Genomic DNA, 23,040 nt, shown 5'->3' with positions numbered 1-23,040 from the left:
ATCGGATCGGAATATTCGATTCAATAAGGTTTTGTGGTAGTGTTAAGGCGTCTCAACTTGTTCCGATCGGGGGCACTTTGTTTTACAGTTCATTTCAATATCTTTTCAGGACATTCTTATGGCTGATAGGCTTTGCGATTTGGTTCTCTGTTTCGCATATTGCGCACGCGGACACCAAACGGGTCGCATTGGTGATTGGAAATGCTGAGTATCAACATGTCGCCAATCTTCCAAATGCAGACAATGATGCCTCGGATCTTGCCGAAGCCTTGCAACGCATCGGTTTCACGGTTTGGCATAATCAGAATCTAGACTACCGTGGTCTTCGCATTGCGTTGCGCGACTTCGGTCGAGCGGCGAAAGATGCGGATATGGCCATCATCTATTTTGCGGGTCACGGGATTGAGATCGAAAACACAAACTACCTCATTCCTGTAAACTCTGAGCTGCGCAGCGATCAGGATGTCGAATTTGAAGCGATACGTCTGGACTCTGTTATCAGTTCCTTGTCGGGTGCCGATGGATTAAAGGTCGTTTTGATCGATGCGTGCCGGAACAACCCATTCCTGAGCACGATGGAAAGAAATGGCGGCACACGCTCCATCGGTCGCGGCTTGGGTCGTATTGACCCTAGCGGAGTTTTAGTAAGCTACGCAGCCAAGGGCGGAACATTGGCTCTTGATGGAGAGGGGCGTAACAGCCCGTATGCCACAGCGCTGCTAAAGCACATCGAAGAGCCTGGGTTGGAACTAGGTAAGATGTTCCGAAAGGTCCGCGACACCGTGTTTAAATTGACAGATGGGTTTCAGGAACCTTTTACCTACGGTTCTTTACCAAGCCAAGATATCTACCTAGTTCCGGTCACAGCGCCCGTTCCGACGAAAGCCAAGCGAGTCGGGCCTGAAAACCGTGAAATCTACGCTGACTTTGAGTTGGCTCGTTCACTCGGAACGCTGGATGCAATCGAGTCCTTTCTAAACCGCTATCAGGAACAGAATGATCACTTTGCGGTAACGCTTGCCCTTTCACTTCGGGATGATCTGCGTGAGAAGGCAAGGCTACAAGCTGCTCATGACAACAAACTTAAAACGAACGACACGGAAGTCGCATTTGTTGCTCCGCAGGACAAGCCGACTGAGAAAGCACTAACACGCAGCCTTGTCCGTGACATTCAGAGCGAATTGAACCGCGTCGGATGCAGTGCGGGCGCGGCGGACGGCGTCGTAGGTCCTCGCACAAGAGCGGCATATACTAGATACCGGAACGCCCGAAAAAACCTAGGGCTTCCGGCGGAAGGTCTGAACCAACAACAGACCCTCATTGCGCTTAAGAAAGAACAGGGTCGCGTCTGCAAGCAAGTTGCGGTTGCTGTAGGTTTTGACGGCGATTACGTCATCTCCATTCGGCGTAGATGGGATGATGACTATTGGCAAACTGCAACCCGCGGCGACGAATCCTATTACCCCGGAAAAATCGAACCACTCGCGTCATTGCGGATCAACCGGAAAGGCAGCAAAGTGACTCTGGTGTCCGCCCAAGCGTTTACCGGAGGTGGTCCGTGGTTCAAGGATTTCCGGGGGTCATTGGATGACAACGGTCAACTGAAACTCCGCTTCACCCTAAGTTCGCATTTTGGTCCACCGGTGACGCCCTACAAGGTTCGAATTGATGTAAAGTTGCCTCAAGGACTGAAACCCGACCGACGCCTCGTGTATGAGCCACGACGTATTGACGGCCAGTTTTTCCTGAATTTCCTAGTCAGGCGTGCAAACTAGCTTCCAACGGAATTCGCAAGATGACTAGGGTTGACAAGAGCGGCATGAATACCAAGCAGCGTGCCGATTGTGCCAAAGTTGTAGAGACCGATTTCTCCTACTTCGAAGTCGGCCGTCGGCTTGAGAGCCGTTTAAAATAGAATTTCCACTGAATCGCCTGAAGTAGTTAAATGTTGTTGTAGAATTCCGTACCCTGCGATGAGGGCGGTGATATCGGAAGGTTGTGGTCGGGATAGTACAAGACAAATAAAATTAGTGGAACTTGATGGAGATTCGCATTTGCACACAAGCAAAATACTTAAGTTTGATAGCCATTCGTTTGAAGCCAAGATGATCACCGATGAAGACGGTTGGAATCTAATTTTCGTTGTCGATGAAATTCAAAAATAGTGGACGGCAGTATGCGCCACGAAATCCTGCGAGACGCGACGCATTACAATGTTGGCGACCCGCGCGAGATAAATGCAGGCGTGTTGGAAGAGCACATCAAGGATAGCGCAAGTTAGCGTAACTGTTTGGTCAAAACTGGTGGTTTGTGACTGAGCTCGCTACGCGACCTAAAACCAAGAAGTTATTTGACATTAACCTTGGCAATTCCTAGGCGGTTTTGACAGGCCTTTGTCATGAGGCTGATTACAGACTGTTGCACGGTACTAATGTCTGCTTTCTAGAGTGCATTTGCTGCATACGGATTGCATTTTTAGAGTCCGCTTAGGGCCGGTGTTTTCTCTGTATGTAGTCATCCTAGTCAGATAGGCCGCCAATAAATGGGCGTGTGTTCGTCGAACGACAGATGACGAGTCTTTTCCGGATTGCGAACAACGTAAACAGCGGTAATCACGTCGTATTCGATCTCCAACGACATCGTTTGCAAAAGGCCGCTCGCTTCAAGGCTGAGGATCGATGGCAGATTGTTCAGGTGGCAATATTGCCATTGCTGGACTGGTTGATCAGAGTATTTTCGCGCCAGTCCAGATAATAGCCGCATCACCTTGTCTCGGCCCAAAATCGGATTGAGTGTCGCCAGCACTTTGCCGCCGCCATCCGAAACAAATCGTACGTCTTGCGCAAGCAATTTGGTAAGAACGTTGGTGTCGCCGCTTTTGGCGGCCATGAAAAATGCCTTGGCGATGGCTTCGCCTTGTTGTGGCTCAACCTGTGTTCGAGGTTTGCTGCGCTGCACATGTTTCCGCGCTCGGCTGACAAGCTGGCGGCAGGATTCAGGTGTGCGTTCCAGTGCCGATGCCAGCTCGTCATATGATTGCTCGAACACATCGTGGAGCAGAAATGCTGCCCGCTCGAGAGGTGTCAACCGCTCCAGCGCCAGGAGGAGTGCCACCGAGACGTCACGGTCCAGTTGCTCGGTGGCATCATCTGTGATTAGTGGTTCAGGCAACCACTCGCCGGGATATGCTTCGCGTCGAGTATGCGCGGCCCGCATGTGATCGAGACATAACCGCGTGACTGTCCGGATCAGAAACCCAGTCGCGTCCCGCACACTGTTATGATCAACCTTCTGCCAACGCAGAAATGCGTCCTGTACTACATCCTCTGCGTCACTAACGGTGCCCAGCATTCGATAGGCGACCGCGAACAAGCGCGGTCGCAGATCGACAAATGTCTGGCCATTGACGAGTGAAGTCATATGGCTCATGCAGCCGAGGCCTCCTTGGCGGCAGGATGTGGCGTTGCAAAGCCAATAGCAATGCGGTTCCATGCGTTGATCGTTGTCACCACCAACGTCAGGGCGATCTTTTCCTGGTCTGAAAACTGAACGGCCATCTCTTTATAGATGTGATCCGGTGCACCATTCTGCTCGATGCGGGTCAGCGTTTCGGCCCAGGCAAGAGCGGCGCGTTCACGCCCGGAATAAAGAGACGACTCTCGCCACGCGTTCAGTAAGTGAAGCCTGTCTTCACTCTCACCCTGCGCACGCGCGTCATGGGTGTGCATGTGAATGCAGAAAGCGCAGCCGTTGATCTGCGACACGCGCAATTTTACCAGTTCGATTAGACTGTGCTCAAGGCCGGATGTTTTGAGGCATTCCTCCATGTCGAGCATTGGCTGCATAAGTTGCGGGGCAACGGCGAAGTGGTTTAGGCGGGATTGCATGAGGTGCTCCTGTATTCGGGTGTATAGAAACAGGACGCGGCAGGCGTGGAGTTTGTGACATGGGTGCGTAACAAATCAGTTTTTATTGCGTAGGGTGGACAGTTATATATCAATCGAGTTGCGCAAAGTTCACCAGTGTTTCGCGAATGCTTTACTCGACTGCAGGTGCCCTGTTTCCAAGGTGCGCCATGTTCTGAAAATGTGATGGTTTCTTGGGAGGCGCTTAATTTATCAGTATTTATTTCGTATCTTCGTCAACCGCCTCGCCCAGTGCTTTAAGCAGTCCATTCAAGTTATCGCGCTGCTCGGGCGATAAACCGTTCATAAGCCGATGTTGTGTTTCAACGTGATCTGAGACGGCATTTTCGATTTTTGAGAACCCGTCCCTCGTCAATCGGATCAAGAAGCCGCGTTTGTCTTCCGGATTTGGCGCGCGCTCGACCAAGCCGGCCTTGACGAGCTGGTCAATTCGGTTGGTCATTGTCCCCGATGTCACCATGGTCAGGTCAAGCAATTCCCCCGGCGACAGGCCTTCAGGCTTTCCGGACCTGCGCAGGGTCGCCAGCACATCAAAGCTGGCGAGGTTGAGCCCGTAGACCTTCCAGGTTTTGTCCATCTCTTTTCTGAGCTGAGCCGCCAGGCGGGAAAGACGTCCAATCGTTTCCATCGGTCCCACATCGAGGTCGGGGCGGGCTTTGTTCCATTGAGAAATGATACGATCGATGTGGTCCATAGAAGCATATTGCGAAGATTTATCTTGACGTCAAGAGAATACAAGATATCTTGACATCAAGATATATGGAGATCCCTCATGAAACATCATGTCGACATCGCGCTCACTGCCATCGCGCCGCTGATCTGGGGCAGCACGTATTACGTTACGACTGAATTCCTTCCTGCTGGGTATCCAATCACAATGGCTGCCCTGCGTGCGCTGCCTGCTGGCCTGCTATTGCTCGTTCTGGCCCGGCAACTGCCGCAGGGTATCTGGTGGATACGCGCTTTCGTTCTTGGTGCGCTCAATTTCACCGTGTTCTGGACATTGCTATTTGTGGCGGCGTACCGGTTGCCTGGTGGTGTAGCCGCAACGGTTGGGGCGGTTCAGCCTTTGATTGTCGTATTCTTGGCTGCGATGCTGATTGGTACGACGGTCAAGTTATCTGCGGTGATCGCGGCACTGATCGGTATCTTTGGGGTTGGACTTCTTGTTCTTGGTTCGGGGGTTTCACTTGATCCGATCGGGTTACTCGCAGCTATCGGCGGCGCAGTCTCCATGGGAGCTGGCACAGTTCTGACCCAGAAGTGGCAAGCCCCCGTGCCCCTTTTAACCTTGGCGGCCTGGCAGCTTTCGGCAGGGGGGCTGTTGCTGATGCCGCTGGCATATCTGTTTGAGCCTGCGCTTCCGCCGTTGAAATCGCAATTTTTCACCGGAATCGCCTATCTCACTCTGATCGGGGCTGCGCTGACATACATCTTATGGTTCCGAGGTGTTTCCCGGATCGAGCCCGGCGCCGTTTCAGCCCTTGGTTTTCTCAGCCCGCTTTCCGCAGTCGTTATTGGCTGGATGCTTCTTGGCCAGGCTCTGACGCCCACCCAGATCGCCGGAGCCGGAGTGGTGCTCACGGCAATCTGGCTTGGGCAGCGTGCCGGGCGTATCAGCCCTCTCGTTCTTTCAGAAACTGCCCATACACACCTCAATCCAAAAGGAGAATGCTCATGAAACTTGTCGTATTTGGTGCAACTGGCGATGTCGGTTCTCGTGTCGTGACTGAGGCGATCTCGCGTGGCCATGACGTTACCGCGGCAGTTCGAAACGAGGCAGGGATCGAAAACCTGCCCAAAGGCGCCAAGCCGATTGTTGCGAATGTTGCGGACCCTGCGGCTTTGGCCGCGGCCATGGCTGGTCAGGATCTGGCCGTAAGCGCTGTGCGCGCACCAGCCGGGCGTGAGGGCGAAGTCGTTGCTCTGACCCGTTCCATTTTGGACGCCGCATCCCTTGCAGATCTTCGGGTGATCATTGTCGGCGGTGCCGCGCGTCTGCATCTACCCGATGGTAGCCCACACACCGTCTTGACAGATCCCGACTTTCTGCCCGAGAGCATTGTTCCAACCGCGCGTGCATCCATGGCACAGTGGGAACTCTGTTCATCCGATGCCTCGGCAAACTGGACCTATGCCAGCCCATCCGCATTATTGCAGCCCGGTGAGCGCCTGGGTGTCTTCAGAACCGACACAGATAACCTGATTGTCGATGACGCCGGTAACTCAAAAATTTCCATGGAAGATTTTGCTGTGGCAATTGTCGATGAGGCTCAATCGGCCAAGTTTTTACGCGCCGCCTTTACCGTAGGCTATTGAAACGCGAATACCTAGTCGTTCAGGGAGAGCACGCCGTCTGCAGTTTGCAAGCGGCGTGTTATTCCAGATGCAGTCTCGTCACGCGACCTTACGAAAACGAACAACCCGAGCGACATTTTGTCGAATACGCTATCCGCTTTACAGCGTGCTTACGCGGGCCGACGGGATCAACCGCTAGGACTGCAGGCACAAAGGCAATGGGCATTGTAAGGTTAAGGATTTCATCGATAGTCAAATTCCTGCGCAGAACTTTTTGGCGAATTTTCTTCTGGCTAGTTTTCGAATGGAACAGTTGAGAGGATTGCAAAGTTCGCGATGACAAAACTCACGGGCGAATGACGGCTTTGATGTGCCGGCTGTGGGTTCAGCTGGCCATCGATTTCGCACTCGCGGCGAATGTCGGGAAAGCGGGCTGCGACCGCAGCGGCCGAGTGTGGTAGTCAACGACTGGTTAAGGCCGACTCCTAACAAGTTGTGGAAAAAAATCACGGTATCACCTTAAATATCAGTGCTATCGCTCAGATTGTGCCAAGTTGGCTACGCCAATTCGCTGACAATCGACTTCAGATGGCGCATGTCGGTACCGCAGCATCCTCCAAATACTTGAATCGATGGATTCTGCTGCGCAATCGCGGCAATTTGTTTGCCAAGCTCAATTGGATCGCCTTCGTCCAGCTCATCTGCTTCGTCAAGTTCCGCATGCGAGCAACTAGAAGCGTTCGCCACCATACCTTTAAGTCGTGGGTGGTTGCCAAGCGCTCCGGCGAAATGGGTCGGATGGGCGCAGTTGACCATAAAAAACAGCGCTGCAGCGTCGGTTGCCCCGTCGATATGGTCAATTCCGTCCACAAGTTTGGTTCCATCTGCCAGGCACCCGTCTGTCTCAACAACCAGAGACATGATGATCGGCAGATCAGCGTCTCGCGCGGCGAGGATGCATCCTGCTGCCTCGCTTGGGCGGTTGAATGTATAAGCGGTGACCAGGTCGACACTTGTGTCTTTCAAGCTGTGCATTTGAGCGGTGTGGTATTGACGTGCATCTTCGACGGGTACCGGCGGAATGTTGGCGTAAGGATCATAACGCGGGCCGATACATGCTGACACCAGTACATCATCGCGAGTGGCAGCTTGGCGTACGCCCTCGACTAGACTGACCGCATCCTTATTCACCTCAACGAGCCGTTCTGCATCGTACCCCAAGGGCCCTGCTCGGTCGGCGTTCGCCATCCATGTGGGCGCATCAAGGATGCATCCGACACTCATTTCACGGGCGAGATCGACAAGTGCCTGCATTTGACCAGCCAGTATTGCCCTGGTGTCAGGTTCTTCCAGCAATGGAAACGACGCGAAACCGGGTAGCTCAACCCCATGATTAAATATCAGGTCTGTGCCAGTGCCGGCATAAACCAGAAAGGTCTTGTCACCTTCGAGTGGGAACTGTCGCGCCATTCTGATCCACACCTATTGCTGTCAAATCTTCATAGAAATCTACATTGTCTCGGGTCTCCTGTGAACCTTAGGGCGACGGCAGGGTGTCTTCCCTGAGCATGACCTCATCTGGCCGGGTAACTCGCAACCGCAGCGAAAGTCTCTTTCAGCGGGCTGCACCGTAGCGTCATCAAGCCATTGCCAATGCCCGATTTGGTCCGTCTGCGTGATCAGCTGACAGCGGGGTAGGGGGCTTTGCTGCAACAGCGCCGAGGCCAGCTCTGAACCCAAGTAAGACCCTTGTGCTGGCGCGGCGAAGAAGATGTCGGAACCTATTTTTGCGTTCTGTCGTCTTGCGTGTTTATGACAAAATGACGAAGTCGAATGAACACTGAACGGACGGCGGTAAATATGTAATCGCACTGCTGGCTGCGACCGAATGCACAATCAGCACCGATTTGGCGAAGGTCAGGCATTTGAGAATTAGGAGTTGGCATGTGTTTGTTCCTTTTGCGACGTGTACACAGTGCCTTCGCGGGTGGGCGAATACTTGAATAGAGCATCCAGATTTTCTTGAGAAATTTTCGGCCTTCTCGGATTGCCTACATTGAGTCATGCTTTGTCTATGAAGGTCACTTTCGGAGATTGCGCTGTCGATACTGATCGGCAGATGTTTTGGAAGTCAGGTAAATCCGTACGTCTTGAGCCGCAGGTATTCGACGTGTTGGCATACTTCTTGCGAAATCCAGAAATAGTAGTCTCGCGCGACGACCTTATTGAAGATGTTTGGGATGGCAGGATTGTCTCAGATTCAACTATTTCAACCAGGATCAATGCGGTCAGACGGGCCATTGGCGACAACGATCGTGCAAACCGCATGCTCGAAACGCTGAGTAAGCGGGGGTATCGGTTCTCTGTTGAAGTCTCCAGCGTCGCGTCGACAAGCCCTGATACCCAGACACCACGCTCTGATCGCCAGATCACTAAAGTTGCCCGATCCGCAGATGGCACTGTCATCGCCTACGCTACCAGCGGTGAAGGTCCGCCTTTGATGAGGGCCGGGCAATTCCTGACGCATCTGAATATGGATTGGGAGAGTGAAGTCAGGCGACCGACGCTTGATCGCCTCGGCGCACATTTTTCTCTGACGCGATACGATCAGAGGGGGACCGGGCTTTCGGGAGCCTCCGCAACGGATTTCGCGCTTGAACGGCTGGTCGAGGACATGCTTGCTGTGGCCGACGACGCCGAACTCGAACGCTTTCCGATCTGGGCGACTTCACAGGGGGTGCCTGTGTCACTGGCATTCGCGGCCGCCTATCCTGAGCGCGTCAGCCGAATGGTCTTGTACGGTGGTTTTGTTCAGGGCCGCGCCGTCCGTGAGCCCGAACCCAACTCGGTTCAGGCAAATACTTTCCTTGACCTCATATCAGAAGGTTGGGGCAAGCCAAGCGGTGCCTTTGGCAAGGCGTATGCGACGTTGTTTATGCCCGATGCGTCGGCGGCGCAGATTGATGACATGTGCAAGATGCAGTTGGCCTCTGCATCACCGGACACTGCGATCGCGCTGAGGCGTTCGATAGACACTTTCGACGTATCAAGCATCCTCGACCAAGTACGGGTGCCGGTCCTCGTAGTTCACACAACTGAAGATTCTGTCAATCCAATAAGCCAATCTAGCTTGCTGGCCTCGTTGCTGCGAGATGCACAGTTGAGAATCGTGGAAGGTAGAAATCACGTGCCTCTGCCAAGAACAGACGCATGGGAAACGATTATGCGGGTATCGCTCGATTTCCTACGGTCGGCTTAGTCCCGCAACACGGAAATCGCCACGCTCGGATTTGAAGCTCCGGTTTGCCGCTAACCCAGACTTTGCAAACATACGAGAACGTCTCAATTGAAATTGCCTTTAGCCAAACAACGAACAGGTTGGGGCGTTGTCAGGTATACTTACTGTCGGCTGTATCCCAACAGAATCTCTGTGCGGAACCCGGAATTGCGTTAAGGTTGCGTAAAAAACGTTAGTTCCTCATTTTGACACGAAGTGATCCAAAGCAAGATTGAAAGAGAATTGAATGAAACGCCTGTTTCCATCTCTGCCCGAGAACGCAACACTGGGAAGTGTCTATCAAGCCTTTCCAGACAAGCTTTCTCCGCTTTGTGCGTACGAAAGCCTTGTGATGAGGGGCGAGAGTGACCTCTCGGTTGCTGAACGTGAATTGATTGCAGCCTATGTCTCTGGCTTGAATGCTTGTGCGTATTGCCATGGGGCGCACATCGTTTTCGCCAAAGCCTACGGCATTGAGGTCGAGACAATCGAGGCACTGATGGAAGACCGCGATACGGCGCCAGTCGAAGATCGTCTCAAACCATTGCTGGCATACATTGAAAAGCTCACTGTCTCGCCATCCCGAATGACAGAAGCCGACGCAAAAGCAGTCTACGCGGCAGGCTGGTCAGAGAGCGCGCTGTTCGATGCTATCCAGGTCTGCGGTGTCTTCAATCTCGTGAACCGCTTCATAGAAGGAACAGGTGTTCAAAGCCCTGGCAACGACCCAAGACAAGCAGACGAAGCCACATTGAACCGATACCGAAGTGACAGCTTCTATACCGATTTCGGACGGGAAAATGGCCTCGACATCCCTTGAATTGATGTTGTTCGAACTCTCGAACCGCTCCGAAAGGCTGGTCCGATATCGCGGCAGAAGCGTCCTCACCTCCCGAGGTTAACCAATTGGTGGGTACCAGTCGGCACCCTCGGTTAAGCCGTAGCAGAGCAAGGGCTATTGCTGCATCGGCACCGGGGTCCGAGATGAGCCCGAACTACTGAATACTGCAACCGGTTCGAATGTCTGGTTCTTTACGTCATCCAAGAGATGGCATTGGCGCAAAACGTTCTGTTCGTTTGCTTGAAAAGACTTCAAATGAAGGCGGAGGCATGTATGGGGCTAAAGATGATCACGCTGTGAGCGCCCCGGCGCCACACTGCCTTTTCGCAGGAACTCGCTTCGACGTCGCGCTCAAACCCTATGTCCGCCAGCATGTGCGGGGCGCTCAGGGCAAGATGCTCCAGTTGTTTTTGTAGCCGCACGTCAGGTGTTGCTACCCGTGACATAGGCATAAATTTTTTGCACGCAGCCAAAATATCCGTGACTTTCCTAATCGACGAACCATTCCCGAGCAGACCGGTTAACATAGAATTTTCCTCATGCTTTCTAGCTTGACTGAGGGATACCGCGAGTGGAGACTTTCAGGCAAACCAAGCTTTTGCATCCAAAGGATTAGAAAAAATGAGCCTTATACATGACAAGACTACCACCACTTAACGCCCTCAGGGCCTTTGAAGCCGCAGCACGTCACCGCGGTTTTGTGGGTGCAAGTGAAGAGCTCAATGTGACGCGAGGCGCGATCAGTCGGCACGTCAAGCTGTTGGAAGACCATTTGGGCGTTCAGCTCTTTGAGCGGCTGGCTCAGGGCGTCCGGTTGACGCCAGCGGGAACCGCGTTTCTGCCCACTATATCGGAAGCTTTTGGCATGATCGGGCGCGCAGCGGAAGAAGTTTCCGCGGATGCCAACGAGTTGCGCATCGTTTGCCCGCCGGGGACGTCAATCAGGTGGCTGCTGCCAAAATTGGAAGGCTTCAGAGAAGCTCATCCAGAGTTCAATGTGAGTCTGACAACGGATTTTTATCCAGATGGCGGCTTCGACCCAATCAATGCTGATATAGGTTTCTCTATATCCAACTTTTCGAACCGCTCGCATGATCTTGAGGTGCAGACACTTTTTCCGATCATTCTCACCCCGGCCTGTACGCCGGACTATCGTTGCAATATGTCGCTGAAATCTCCTGAGGCGCTTGCCGACTGTGAATTGCTGCACGAAACAAGAAGTCACTCCGACTGGAAGACATGGGTCGGTGCTTTCCGGGACGTAGGCGTAGACCCGGCTAAAGGTCAGGATTTTCCCAACATTGACATCGCAACCAAAGCGGCGGTCATGGGTGTTGGAGTTGTTATGGCCGACCTCGTACTGTGTCGCGAAGAATTGCAATCGGGAACGTTGGTTGCCCCGTTTCCGGACATGGTGTGCAAATCGTCTGACGGTGACATCTGCCTCCTTGCCGGACGTCACAAATGGCACTCTCCCAAGGTTGAGGCTTTTCGATCATGGGCCTACGAGATTGCTGAGGCGGACCGGTTTGCTGCTGAACAATTCTTGCATGGGTAGTGCTCATGCAAACCGAAAGCAGTCATTTAACCGATGGCCCTCAAAGGCGGCTTTCGTCCGCACTCCTCGCCTCGGGCAACACTGCATTTTCGCGGGCGCAGCGAATGGCGGGTTCGGTGAAGCTGCACTGCAGCGCAGTCTGACACGATGAACGGCAGGTTTGGGCCGTTGTCACACATCCCGGCAAACTGACTAATCGGCAGCTTTGTCCGCGAGGCAGCCTTTCGTACTTGTTCCACTGAACGGCCGTTACTCAACCAGAGATCGCTTCACATAAAACCGCCTCAAGGGTGATTGCGGTTTGTTGCTGTGAAGCGTTTCAACTCAAGGCTGTATTCTCGCGCCTCTGAACTAAAGCGCAAATGCAGAAGTTCGAGAACACAATAAGAGGCTCTGGCGCGGTCCAGGAAGATTTTCCTGATATACTTTCGTATCGGAAGCGATCTTATTTGCGTACAAATATGCGTCCGTGTGTCCGTCAGAAGCTGTGATTTGTTGCTACCTCAGTCCTGTCAACAGTTTCTGAGGCGACATTGCGTATATTGCACGAAACACCGGGGTCGGACCTGGATTGGAAGGTCAAAGCACCGCTGGTCGTGGAAACCCCCTCTGGCGCGGTGGTCGCGATTGAACGCTGGTCGCTTGCGGGGCTGGAATGGCCGGACGACGCGCCTGAATGCCCCAAAACCGCGACACTTAGCGTTCCGTTTCAAGGCGTAGATATCCGCTTCCCGGTACGTTTGTCGAAGCCAGGTCCCAATTCCACAGTGCAGCTGGAAGGTCTAAGCGGTCGGCAACGCGAGACGTTGGCTCTGTTTTATCGCTCTCTGTTGTCTGGGCGAATGGCAAGCAGCGCAGATGTGATAACCAGTCTCGACACTCCGGTTGACTTGGTGCCGATGGAGGAAACGGAAGGCGAACAATCCCGGAAACCTGCGAGATTTCTTCCACGATCTTTGCGTGTTGTACTCAATGTGGCGACCTATCTGCTGATCGCAGCGGCGGTGATTGGCGTTATTGGAAACAACATTTTCACCAATTTGGATCGAATTGACATCCAACACGGGCGCGTGTTGGCCCCAATGATCTCTTCTTTCCCTTCAGCCAACGGCTACATCGAACATATTGAAGTCAAGACCGGGCAGGAGGTGCAAGAGGGTGATCTTCTATTCTTGATGGGTGACGCAGAAGCTGTGGCGGCCCTCAAACGCACCGAGACGGAGTTGGCACTTGCGCGCACCGAGCACGTCAACATCACTGAGGCCTTGAATGATCTTAGGACCCAATCTGGCTCGGAGGTGTTGGCCGAACGGGTCGCAGCAGCCATGCGCTTCTATGCAGAGTTTGTACAAGACGGCGGGTTTGACGATATACGGCGCCAATGGCTCAGCCTTCGTGAGCGCAACCCTGAGCTTGCGCAATCGGTCGATCCGGTATTGATCGTAACAAACTTGCTGGAAGCCGAAGAACGCAATCGCGCCTCCGCCGTAGAGGCCTTGGAAGCAACAAAAGAAGCTCAGCAACAGAAGATAGAAAACAACCATGTTCGCGCGACGACGGATGGGATTGTTCAGGATTTCATCGTTCGGAAAGGCCAGCCATTTGGTGGCACAGCAGACGAGTTGCTCTTTGAAACGGCTGAGCCTCGCATGACGATCGGATGGGTCTCGGAACGGTTTGCTGAAACGATTTACATCGGCATGCCCGCAACCATCGGCTTCAATGAGAAGGGAAAGAAGATCACCATTCCTGGTGAGGTCTGGGACGTGCGCGCAGGGGACAACCCTGAACGGCCCGGAGAGTTCGGGATCATTGTTACGGTTCGCGCAATTGGCCTGTCCTCGAAACAAACAAAAAGCCAATTGCGGTTGGGAGCCCCGGTGAATCTGGAAGCAAAGCGGCAGTTGGGGACACGCTTCCATACGTGGTTAAAGTCCATGGACCCGCGTGTGGGCCGAACCCATGACTGAATACGAGTTCGACAAAGATCTGGCGCGGCGGTTAAGGGAGCTGCAAACAGATGTTCCCAACTATTTTTGCAAGTGGTCAGTACCGCAGTTCACCTTGTTTTTGCTCTTGTTTATGGGGCTGCTCTGGCTGTTGGCGAACGTACCGAACCGGTTCTTCAACCCGAGTGTTTTGCACGTCACGATGGTCCTTGGAACACTTGGGTTCTGGCGATTTGGTTGGTGGTTTACCCATGCGTTAAGGGCTCAGATTTATGCGAAAGGCAAATGGCCGGGCATGCGGCGCCGGGCGGATGCAATTTGGGATGCGGGCTGGCGCCCCAAACGCCTTCATATTCAGATGACGACCTATTTTGAGGAACCCTCCATCACCAAACGTGTTGTGGGGTCCATCCTTGGACAAATCCGCCGCGAACGGATTCCGACGACGATCTATATCGGTACAGGCAGTGCATATGATGAGCAGGTCATTCGCGACTTTGTCGAAACCTATGCGCAGGATATCCCGGATGATCTGGCGACGCTTGTATTCATCCGTCAGAACCAGCCGGGCAAGCGAATGGCGATTGGTCTGATCCTGCGGGCGATCTGTCGATCCGGTGCTTCGCCTGATGATTTGGTGATCTTTATGGACGGCGACGCCCTGTTTGGCGGGGATGTTCTACGTAAAACCCTGCCAATGTTTGCAAGCGATCCAGAATTACAGGCGCTGACCACAGATGAAGAGGTCATATGCTATGGCCCGGCCTGGATCGCAAAATGGCTGGACATGCGGTTCGCCCAGCGTCGCCTTGCGATGCAAAGCCATGCTTTGTCGGGTCGTGTGTTGACGTTGACGGGGAGAATGAGCGTGTTTCGCGCGCGCCATATTCTGGACGAAAAATTCATTCGCACGATCGAGGCGGATCACCTGCATCACTGGCTTTGGGGTAATTTCCGGTTTCTGTCCGGGGATGACAAATCAACCTGGTATCGCCTGCTGAGCGTGGGTGCGAAAATGACCTATGTGCCGGATGCGACGGTCTACACAATTGAGGTCATCAAGGAAAATGGCCTCATGCGGATGGTCCAGAATTTCCGCCGTTGGTCGGGCAACATGCTGCGGAACGGAAGTCGCGCAATCGCACTTGGGCCGACTGCAATGCCGTTTTTCATCTGGTGGTGTGTCGTTGATCAACGGATCGCCATGTGGACTATGATGGTCAGTCCGGTCATGGCCGTTGTCGGCAGCCTGATTGCGCCGGGTTACTTCTGGAACTGCATCATCTGGGTGTTGTTTTCTCGGATCGTGCTGTGTCTGTTCCTGTTCGGATACAGCAGGCGCGCGGATATGAGTTGGCCGTTCATCCTGTATCTCAATCAAGTGATCAACGCGACGGTCAAGATCTACATGATCTTTCACCTATCCAAACAGAAATGGTCGAACAGAGGCAACCAAAGCTCTGGCGGTGGATCGGGCTTTGCCGAGACACTAAAAAGCGGATTTGCCAAGTTCCAGATGGTCACCGCTATCCTGACGTTTTTAACCGCCATCCTGACCTATGTCGGTCTGATCGAGATGCAGTTCGGCTAATAGACCTATCCTTTCGATAGTGAGCTTAAGCCTATGACACACAGCAATAAGAGCGGGGGCTGATAATCTGGAATCAGACTTGTAATGATGAGGTTTCACATGATTCAGCCAATTATCCTTGCTGGTGGTTCCGGCACCCGTCTCTGGCCCGTCTCTCGTAAGAGTTACCCAAAGCAGTTCGTCGAACTGGATGGCGACAACAGCCTGTTTCAGAAAACAGTTGAACGTGTGGCCGAGCCTGGATTTTCGGCACCACTGATCGTGACGGGCGAAGACTACAGGTTCATTGCTCAACAACAATTGGCAGATGTTGATGCCGAAAAGTCTGAACTGATCGTGGAACCTGTTGGCCGCAATACCGCCGCTGCAGTTCTGGCAGCTGCTTTGCGGTACAAAGAAGAGCCGGAAACGATCCTGCTTGTCCTGCCCAGCGATCACGCAATCGATGACGTGCCGGCATTTCGCCGGACTATGGTGCGCGCTGAAAAAACAGCCAAACGCGGTAAGATCGTCACCTTTGGGATCAAACCCGATCATGCCGCGACGGGTTTCGGGTACCTACGGGTTGCAGGCGGTTACCAAGGATCTCTGCTGATTTCTGCGTTTGCGGAAAAGCCCGATGCCGAAACCGCCAAGGGCATGTTGGACAGCGGTGACTGGCTGTGGAATGCCGGGATGTTCATGTTCCGAGTTGATACCGTTCTAAAGGCATTTGAAGCTTTTGCCCCTAACATGTCTGCACCGGTCGAGGCTGCGTTGGCTCTTGGTCTAAAGGATCTGGGTTTCTACCGAATGGATCAAAACGCCTTTTCCCGTTGCCCGAGCCTCTCGTTTGATCATGCGGTAATGGAGCATATCGAAAACGGTGTCGTGGCGTTTGAATTGGACTGCGGGTGGTCCGATCTGGGCAGCTGGAAATCGGTGAAGGATCAGGGTCAGGGAGATGAGGGGGCGAATGTCACTTCTGGAAATTCGACAGCCATTGATTGCCGCGACAGCCTGCTGAGGTCGGAAAACCCGGATATCAAGTTGGTCGGACTAGGCTTGAAGGACATCGTTGCAGTCGCGACCGACGATGGAATTCTGGTCGCGGACATGTCGCACAGTGCTGAAGTCGGCAAGGTAGTGGAAGCGTTGCACAACGAAGGCTCCGACCAGGCCGAGATGTTCCGTCGGTGCCATCGTCCCTGGGGTTACTACGAAACCCTGTCGCTGGGTCCTCGGTTTCAGGTCAAACGGATCATGGTTTTGCCCGGCGCCAAGCTGTCCCTGCAAAGCCATATGCATCGTGCCGAACATTGGGTTGTCGTCAGTGGCTCAGCAAGCGTGACGGTTGGTGATAAAGTCAGCCTGCTCTCCGAGAATGAATCGACCTACATCCCGCTGGGTGCTGTCCATCGTTTGGAGAACCCGGGGAAGTTGCCTTTGCATCTGATCGAAGTTCAATCCGGCTGCTACTTAGGTGAAGACGACATCGTGAGATACGAGGATATCTATGACCGTATCGCTGTAGCTTAGATTCACTTGCACTACCCTCCTAATGACTGGCCCGCGTGGATTTCCACGCGGGTTTTTTCTCTCGTATGGGGGTGATGACCATTCGTATATGTCCGGCGTCATTTGCGCGCCGCGGATAGTCTGCCGATACATTTCGTCAAATTATCAGTGCGTTACCTTGGATTCAAATCGGAGGTAGATCTATGGAACTCAGAAAAATTACCCAAAATAACGCCGAAATTGTCATACCGGTGTCTTCGCAAAAATCCCGGATCAGTGTTGTCGGACTGGGCTATGTCGGCGCTGTTTCAACCGCATGTTTGGCGTCACTTGGGCATCGGGTCGTAGGTGTTGACATCGACCCTGACAAAGTGAGCCAGATCGCGCGCGGAGAGAGCCCGATCCACGAAGAAAATCTTGGTTCAACTCTTAAGCAAGGCGTTCAAAAGGGGCTGATCTCTGCAACGGACGATCTGAGCGCAGCTGTACGCGAAACCGACGTTACCTTTGTATCGGTCGGAACTCCAACCGCCCCGGATGGGGGCTGCGACTATAGTTATATCGAACAGGCTGCGCGCTCGATGGCGGTCGGCCTTCGCCAAAAAGATGGTTTCCACATCTTTGCCATGCGGTGCTCGATCCCGCCCGGAACCACGATGAATGTGATGGTTCCGATCCTCGAAAGGCTTTCAGAAAAGAAGATGGGCCAGGACTTTGGGGTGTGCTTCAATCCTGAGTTTCTACGGGAAGGCGTCGCCATAGATGACTTCCATAACCCTCCGAAAACAGTGCTTGGCACCAACGATTTTCGCACGGCGGAAGTCATGAAGCGCATCTTCGCACCGGTTGATCCAAATCCCATTTTGACAACAGTCGAAGTGGCTGAGACTATCAAATATGTCGACAATGTATGGCACGCGACCAAGGTTTGCTTTGCCAACGAAGTCGGCCGCTTGTGCAAGCCGCTGGGCGTGGACAGCCACGCGGTCATGGATGTCTTTACCCAAGATACAAAGCTGAACCTCTCACCTTACTATCTGAAGCCGGGCTTTGCCTATGGCGGCTCATGCCTGCCGAAAGAAGTGCGGGCGGTTACACATATAGCCGAAGAACTGGGTGTCGAACTGCCCATGATCGGCAACCTTGACCGCTCAAACCGAGAGCAGATCGATCAAGCGACCGAGATGCTTCGCAAAACGGGGGCCAAGCGCGTTGGGGTACTGGGGCTGGCTTTCAAACCCGGCACCGACGATCTGCGCGAAAGCCCTATTCTGGAAGTCATGGCCGAGCTCCATGCCGAGGGTGTGGAGTTGGTCCTGCATGATCCGGCGGTGACAAAAGAAACCCCTCTGAGTGGGTTGCAAGCCTACATGCATCACGCGGGCTCTGGCATTCGAAGTCTCGCGGAATCCATCAAATCGATGCTATGCGACAGCATAGAAGACGTAATGGAACAGGCCGAGGCCGTCATCGTCTGCCATCGCAACCCCGCTTATCAGAACGCCGTTTCCAGTAAACCGGAGATGCCGGTCGTGGATGTGGTGCGCTTGTTTCCCGAGAACCCGGTGAACCGTCGGATCGACGGCATCGGTTGGTAAATTTTTACTCCAAATAGCTGAAAGTAAGAGGTGAAATGATGCCTGCGGTATCTTCAAATGTAATTTCAGGAACGGGTTTGTCCGATCAACTTGTTGGCGGAAGTGAGCAGGAGACCCTGATAGGGCTTGCCGGAAACGATGAGATCCAAGGGCAAGCTGGCGATGATGTGTTGCACGGTGACTATGCCGAGGCAAACTTGCTGGACGGCACAGAAGGTGCTGTCAGTTTTTCTGATTACGCCGAGAACGGCGAATGGGGATTGATTGATCTTGCAAACGGCCACCAACAGATGGAGCAGCAGATTACGACCGAAGCGGGCGGGGTCTATGAACTGAACCTGGATCTCGCGACAAATTTTGCTGCAGGTCGTTCCGGGGCTGCCGTCGAAGTTCTGGTCGATGGTGAGGTGGTCGCAGAGTTTTCTTCTCAAAGCGGTGCCTTCGGATCTCATTCCGTTCAATTCACAGCTGACGATGACAGCTCGACCATTACGATCAGATCGATTGATGTGTCAGGCAACGGTCCAACAATTGATACGTCCGGTCCTGCGTTTCACTATGATAAGGATGTCGAGATTGGTGGACAAACCGTGACGGTTTCCGCATTAGCCGATGGGCAATCAAATCTCTATCAGGTTCTAAATGGAACACTGCATGTGTTTGATATCGAAACCCAAGCCTATGAAATGGCGGGCGTCGAGGGCACGGTCAATGTGAACTCGATGGGTTACAATACGGAAGACGACCTTCTGTATGCCATCGCAGTAGGTGACGGAGTGGATTCATTGGGGCAGGTGGTTAGCCGCTCTGATTTGGTGATGCTGGACGCCGAAGGAAACAGTTACCGTGTTGGCAGCACACCATATCGGTCTTGGACCGGGGATTTTGATGATCAGGGCAACCTTTGGTCGTTTCAATCCAGTATGGATCGTATCGCAGTCATCAATGTTGATCAGTTTGATACGGATGGAAATCCGGTAACCACAGTATACAAGTTGCCATCCGATCTTGTGGATTTCAAAGTCTACGATGTTGCGTTCGACGCGGCCTCACAGTCGTTCTACGGTGTCTCTCGCCCAAGTTCCGAAGGTGCAGCTACGGTTATGCTGATCGTTGATATCTCTTCGGGCGAACCAGAGTTTCGAACGGTTTCAGTCACATCGACAGTGATTAACGGCGAAGTCCTGAATGGGGTCCCGCTAATGACGTTTGGAGCTGCAATCATTGACGTAGACGGAAACCTGTTTGTCGGTGGCAACTCAGGCGACCACGACATGGATGACTCGACACCTGCAACAGGCGCGATTTTCCAGGTCATCGTGGATGATGTGACCGGCGAGGCTAGTTTGCACCTTATCGAAGAGGCGCCGAAATCGTATTCGAATGATGGTGCCGCCGACCCGACAGCAACCAGTCCGTTTGCGCCCGTCGATTTGGATGCAAGCGTATTGGTTAAGGATCTGACACTTGTTGCGACCACCGAAGGCGCGTTGAGCTACGATGATGACCTTTCGGGCAATGCAGGTAGCGATGCCCTATACGGTGGGATTGGCACTGACACCCTGACGGGTGGTAGTTCAGGGGACGTGCTCGAAGGGGATGACGGCAACGATCTGCTGCACGGTGGAGCGGGCGTCGGTGCCGCCAGCGGCATTGTCTCGCAATATGACGAAGACGGTGTGCGGTACGACCAGTTTGGCAATGTTCTTACAGAAGACGATGACTCGTTGTTCGGCGGGCAGGGCGACGATCACCTGATGGGCTCGGCTGGGCACGACATGCTGGATGGTGGGATCGGCAACGACATTTTGGATGGAGGTTCAGGCTTTGACATTCTCATCGGTGGTCAGGGCGATGACACACTCCGCGGTGGATCCGAAGCTGACAGTTTGCGAGGTGAAGACGGCCAAGACGTTATGGACGGTGGCTCGGGCAATGATGAGATGTTCGGTGGCACAGGCGATGACCAACTCGATGGCGGGTCTGGCGCGGATGTCCTGAACGGTGGCGATGGCAATGATAATTTGTCAGGTGGATCCGGTGATGATTTTCTTTCCGGGGACGACGGAAAAGACACGCTGTCCGGAGGATCTGGCAACGATGACCTAGATGGCGGTGCGGGCGACGACAGCCTCTCTGGGGGCTCAGGTGATGATACCGCGATAGGCGGTCTCGGCGCGGATACTCTGGATGGCGGATCCGGAAACGACACATTAGCTGGCGGTGAGGGCTCCGACACGCTGAAGGGTGGTTCTGACGATGACGAGTTGATTGGGGGCGCTGGCAACGATTATCTGAATGGCTCCAGCGGTGACGACGTTCTGGACGGAGGTTCAGGGAAAGATCGGCTTTACCTTGGTGCAGGAGATGATCAAGCCACCGGTGGCGCTGATGCAGACAGGTTCATTTTCCGCGATGAGGATCTGGATGGGTCGACCGATACGATCACTGACTTTTCGCTCAGTGATGGCGATTTACTCGATCTGCGCGCGCTCAACATCGATAGTGGCGGAGCTGATACGTCTGACTGGTTTGATGCCAACGCGGAAATCGTGGGCGGGACCGATGTCTACGTAACTTTGTCACCGGATACGACATTAATCCTTGAAGGCGTAGCGTCGGATTTCGACCAACTCTACGATCACTTTCTATTCTGAAGTCCCCCCCCTGCGGACCCGGGTCACTCGAACCCTGCATCCCGAGCGATCAGAGCGGCCTGGGTCCGGTTTTTTGCATTCAGTTTCTTGCAAAGGGTCCGAACATGCAGCTTGATCGTCACCTCCTGAAGATCCAGCTCTCGCGCGATTTCCTTGTTGGACTGCCCACGGCACAATCCGCGTAGAACCTGTTTTTCCCGCTGGCTGAGCTGACGGGAAAAGTCGCTTTCTTTAACATCGCCATCCATACTTAGAACGCTGGCCGGGACGAAGGTTTCGCCGGCGATCATAAATCGCACCGCGTTGACCAGAGATTTGGCGCCCATGGTTTTGGGCAAGAAACCAACGGCGCCCATTTCGACCGCTTCCTGTGCGATCTTGTTTGGTGCGGTCCCGCTCAATATCGCAAAAGCCTGTTCAGGGAATTGACGAATTGCGTCTGAAAGCCCTTCGATCCCGTTCATACCCGGCATATCAAAGTCTAACAGGACAAGGTCGAATGGATCTTCGGATGACAGCAATTTCATCGCAGCCATGTAATCGGGTACGGCAACAACTGCCGCGCGCCCCTCGGTTTCGAGGTAGGATGAGATCGTGTCACGGACCAAACCGTGATCATCAGCCAATAGAATTCGCATCGATATCGGTGACCTTGAACAAATGCTTTGATCCGATTTTATCGCACCCGGAATAGTTGAACCACCAAAAGGGTTACTATTTGACGAACTTTGCAAATTCATGTTGTTTTCCTAAACTATTACTCTTTGACGCTGGCTGCCAAAGCCTCATTATCGCACTCAGCGACAACTTTGATTGCATGGTTTGGGACGTCGAAAGTTCGCAAATTAGGCTGATGGTGTGACCTTTGGTGCGCTGAACTATCCTAAAGTATAGCGAGCTATTCTATTGCGTCTAAGAACGTTTCGCGGGGCTGTGTCAAAAGCGTTTTGACAAAGGTTCACCTACTCACGGACACAATCTCGCATGCTCAAAACTCTAAAATCACTTTGCGCCGCACTCGCCATTTCATTTGCGAGTGCGGCATATGCGAATGAAGTACTTCTTACGGTCTCGGGCGATGTCGGTCTCAATGGAAACAAGAACACTTGGACGTTCGACAGGAAAGCCCTTGAGGCATTGCCCAGTAAGTCAATCGATACAACAACGATCTGGACAGAGGGTACGCAGAGCTTTGAAGGAGTTTCCCTTGATGTGCTTCTGGACCATGTCCAGGCAGAGCAGGGGATCATACGAGCGGTGGCTTTGAATGACTACGCCGTCACCATTCCCACCAGTGATGCAACAGATGGTGGCCCGATCGTTGCCTACTTGCGCGATGGCAAGGCGATGTCAGTACGCGACAAAGGACCTTTGTGGATAATTTACCCTTACGATGCTAACGAGGCCTATCAGTCCGAAGAAATTTATGCCCGCAGCATTTGGCAACTCAATCGATTGGAAGTCGTAGCACAGTAAGTACCGAGGAGAAGGCCATCGACACTAAAGCGCCTTTAATGAGCATGAAGAGATGGCCCATTTTTGCCTTTGTAGGATTGCTGGTTGTGAGTCTGGCTATCGTGCTTTCCCTTGGGCGCGAGGTGAAATCAGATCTCGACGCACTCTCGACCGCAAAAACAGACAACGTCAGCTGGCTGATGTCTCAGCTCGAAGTCGAGCTGCTTAGGTTCGAAGTCTCGGTCATTGACGCTTCATCACGTTCCAATGGTGACTTGTCCGCTGTACGCAACCGTTTCGATATCTTTTTTAGCCGAGCGGATACGCTGTTTAGTAGCGAGCTGTTTTCATTTCTGCGAGGGGGTGCCGCCGCGCAACCAGCCCTGCAAGCCA

The 23,040-nt window shown here is 53.3% G+C and carries 18 protein-coding genes and 1 pseudogene; 13 read left to right on the top strand and 6 right to left on the bottom strand.

Annotation, left to right across the window (positions count from 1 at the left end; translation table 11 throughout):
* The first annotated feature begins 77 nt into the window (after window positions 1-77).
* Window positions 78-1,775: a caspase family protein gene (locus I5192_RS13520; protein ID WP_170465205.1), complete on the top strand. Its 1,698-nt coding sequence runs from the start codon at window positions 78-80 to the stop codon at window positions 1,773-1,775.
* A gap of 748 nt (window positions 1,776-2,523) precedes the next feature.
* Here I5192_RS13520 and I5192_RS13515 read toward each other — a convergent pair.
* The 3 genes from I5192_RS13515 to I5192_RS13505 all read right to left on the bottom strand — a co-directional run bounded on the left by I5192_RS13515 (window position 2,524) and on the right by I5192_RS13505 (window position 4,620).
* Window positions 2,524-3,429: a sigma-70 family RNA polymerase sigma factor gene (locus I5192_RS13515; RefSeq protein WP_223117066.1), complete on the bottom strand. Its 906-nt coding sequence runs from the start codon at window positions 3,427-3,429 to the stop codon at window positions 2,524-2,526.
* Window positions 3,426-3,887: a carboxymuconolactone decarboxylase family protein gene (locus tag I5192_RS13510; protein ID WP_170592554.1), complete on the bottom strand. Its 462-nt coding sequence runs from the start codon at window positions 3,885-3,887 to the stop codon at window positions 3,426-3,428. The genes I5192_RS13515 and I5192_RS13510 overlap by 4 nt, the downstream gene beginning before the upstream one ends.
* A 238-nt stretch (window positions 3,888-4,125) precedes the next feature.
* The gene (locus I5192_RS13505) at window positions 4,126-4,620 is read right to left on the bottom strand and encodes a MarR family winged helix-turn-helix transcriptional regulator (RefSeq protein WP_170592557.1); all 495 of its coding nucleotides are present in this window, start codon (window positions 4,618-4,620) and stop codon (window positions 4,126-4,128) included.
* Between the two features lie 78 nt (window positions 4,621-4,698).
* On the opposite strand from I5192_RS13505, the gene I5192_RS13500 reads away from it, so the two are divergent.
* Both I5192_RS13500 and I5192_RS13495 read left to right on the top strand, forming a co-directional pair.
* On the top strand, window positions 4,699-5,607 hold the full coding sequence (locus tag I5192_RS13500) for an EamA family transporter (RefSeq protein ID WP_223117065.1): 909 nt from the start codon (window positions 4,699-4,701) through the stop codon (window positions 5,605-5,607).
* Window positions 5,604-6,245 carry an NAD(P)-dependent oxidoreductase gene (locus tag I5192_RS13495; RefSeq protein WP_223117064.1) on the top strand — a complete coding sequence of 214 codons (642 nt, stop codon included), beginning with the start codon at window positions 5,604-5,606 and terminating at the stop codon, window positions 6,243-6,245. The genes I5192_RS13500 and I5192_RS13495 overlap by 4 nt, the downstream gene beginning before the upstream one ends.
* Window positions 6,246-6,782: 537 nt before the next feature.
* On the opposite strand, the gene I5192_RS13490 is transcribed toward I5192_RS13495, so the two are convergent.
* Window positions 6,783-7,694: a homocysteine S-methyltransferase family protein gene (locus I5192_RS13490; RefSeq protein WP_255611872.1), complete on the bottom strand. Its 912-nt coding sequence runs from the start codon at window positions 7,692-7,694 to the stop codon at window positions 6,783-6,785.
* Between the two features lie 649 nt (window positions 7,695-8,343).
* Between I5192_RS13490 and I5192_RS13485 the strand changes: the two genes are divergently transcribed.
* Together I5192_RS13485 and I5192_RS13480 are read left to right on the top strand one after the other, a co-directional pair.
* Window positions 8,344-9,483, top strand: coding sequence for an alpha/beta fold hydrolase (locus I5192_RS13485; RefSeq protein WP_223117063.1), 1,140 nt, complete (start codon window positions 8,344-8,346; stop codon window positions 9,481-9,483).
* A 265-nt stretch (window positions 9,484-9,748) separates the two neighbouring features.
* Window positions 9,749-10,321, top strand: a complete 573-nt coding sequence (locus I5192_RS13480; RefSeq protein WP_223117062.1) for a carboxymuconolactone decarboxylase family protein — start codon at window positions 9,749-9,751, stop codon at window positions 10,319-10,321.
* A 272-nt stretch (window positions 10,322-10,593) separates the two neighbouring features.
* Here the strand turns inward: I5192_RS13480 and I5192_RS13475 are convergent, their stop codons facing one another.
* A complete protein-coding gene (locus I5192_RS13475; RefSeq protein WP_223117061.1) occupies window positions 10,594-10,869 on the bottom strand; it encodes a hypothetical protein in 276 nt (91 codons plus the stop codon).
* Between the two features lie 107 nt (window positions 10,870-10,976).
* On the opposite strand from I5192_RS13475, the pseudogene I5192_RS22535 reads away from it, so the two are divergent.
* The 7 genes and pseudogenes from I5192_RS22535 to I5192_RS13445 all read left to right on the top strand — a co-directional run.
* Window positions 10,977-11,159: pseudogene (locus tag I5192_RS22535) on the top strand (LysR family transcriptional regulator); the annotation flags it as partial.
* A 48-nt stretch (window positions 11,160-11,207) separates the two neighbouring features.
* Complete coding sequence (locus tag I5192_RS13470; protein WP_255612151.1) at window positions 11,208-11,900, top strand: LysR substrate-binding domain-containing protein; 693 nt, start codon at window positions 11,208-11,210, stop codon at window positions 11,898-11,900.
* Between the two features lie 533 nt (window positions 11,901-12,433).
* A complete protein-coding gene (locus I5192_RS13465; protein ID WP_223117059.1) occupies window positions 12,434-13,870 on the top strand; it encodes a hypothetical protein in 1,437 nt (478 codons plus the stop codon).
* Window positions 13,863-15,440 carry a glycosyltransferase gene (locus tag I5192_RS13460; protein ID WP_223117058.1) on the top strand — a complete coding sequence of 526 codons (1,578 nt, stop codon included), beginning with the start codon at window positions 13,863-13,865 and terminating at the stop codon, window positions 15,438-15,440. The genes I5192_RS13465 and I5192_RS13460 overlap by 8 nt, the downstream gene beginning before the upstream one ends.
* A gap of 99 nt (window positions 15,441-15,539) precedes the next feature.
* The gene (locus I5192_RS13455) at window positions 15,540-16,958 is read left to right on the top strand and encodes a mannose-1-phosphate guanylyltransferase/mannose-6-phosphate isomerase (RefSeq protein ID WP_223117057.1); all 1,419 of its coding nucleotides are present in this window, start codon (window positions 15,540-15,542) and stop codon (window positions 16,956-16,958) included.
* 182 nt (window positions 16,959-17,140) lie between these two features.
* On the top strand, window positions 17,141-18,535 hold the full coding sequence (locus I5192_RS13450; RefSeq protein ID WP_223117056.1) for a nucleotide sugar dehydrogenase: 1,395 nt from the start codon (window positions 17,141-17,143) through the stop codon (window positions 18,533-18,535).
* A gap of 77 nt (window positions 18,536-18,612) precedes the next feature.
* Entirely contained in the window at window positions 18,613-21,192 is a 2,580-nt protein-coding gene (locus I5192_RS13445; RefSeq protein WP_304621964.1) for a calcium-binding protein, read from the top strand.
* 23 nt (window positions 21,193-21,215) lie between these two features.
* Here I5192_RS13445 and I5192_RS13440 read toward each other — a convergent pair whose 3' ends face one another.
* Complete coding sequence (locus I5192_RS13440; RefSeq protein ID WP_155150329.1) at window positions 21,216-21,830, bottom strand: response regulator transcription factor; 615 nt, start codon at window positions 21,828-21,830, stop codon at window positions 21,216-21,218.
* Between the two features lie 346 nt (window positions 21,831-22,176).
* On the opposite strand from I5192_RS13440, the gene I5192_RS13435 reads away from it, so the two are divergent.
* Window positions 22,177-22,668 carry an oxidoreductase gene (locus tag I5192_RS13435; RefSeq protein WP_170402696.1) on the top strand — a complete coding sequence of 164 codons (492 nt, stop codon included), beginning with the start codon at window positions 22,177-22,179 and terminating at the stop codon, window positions 22,666-22,668.
* Window positions 22,669-23,040 lie beyond the last annotated feature (372 nt).

It is taken from the genome of Ruegeria sp. SCSIO 43209, assembly GCF_019904295.1.
Taxonomy (GTDB): domain Bacteria; phylum Pseudomonadota; class Alphaproteobacteria; order Rhodobacterales; family Rhodobacteraceae; genus Ruegeria.
This window is presented reverse-complemented; position numbering and strand designations above follow the sequence as displayed.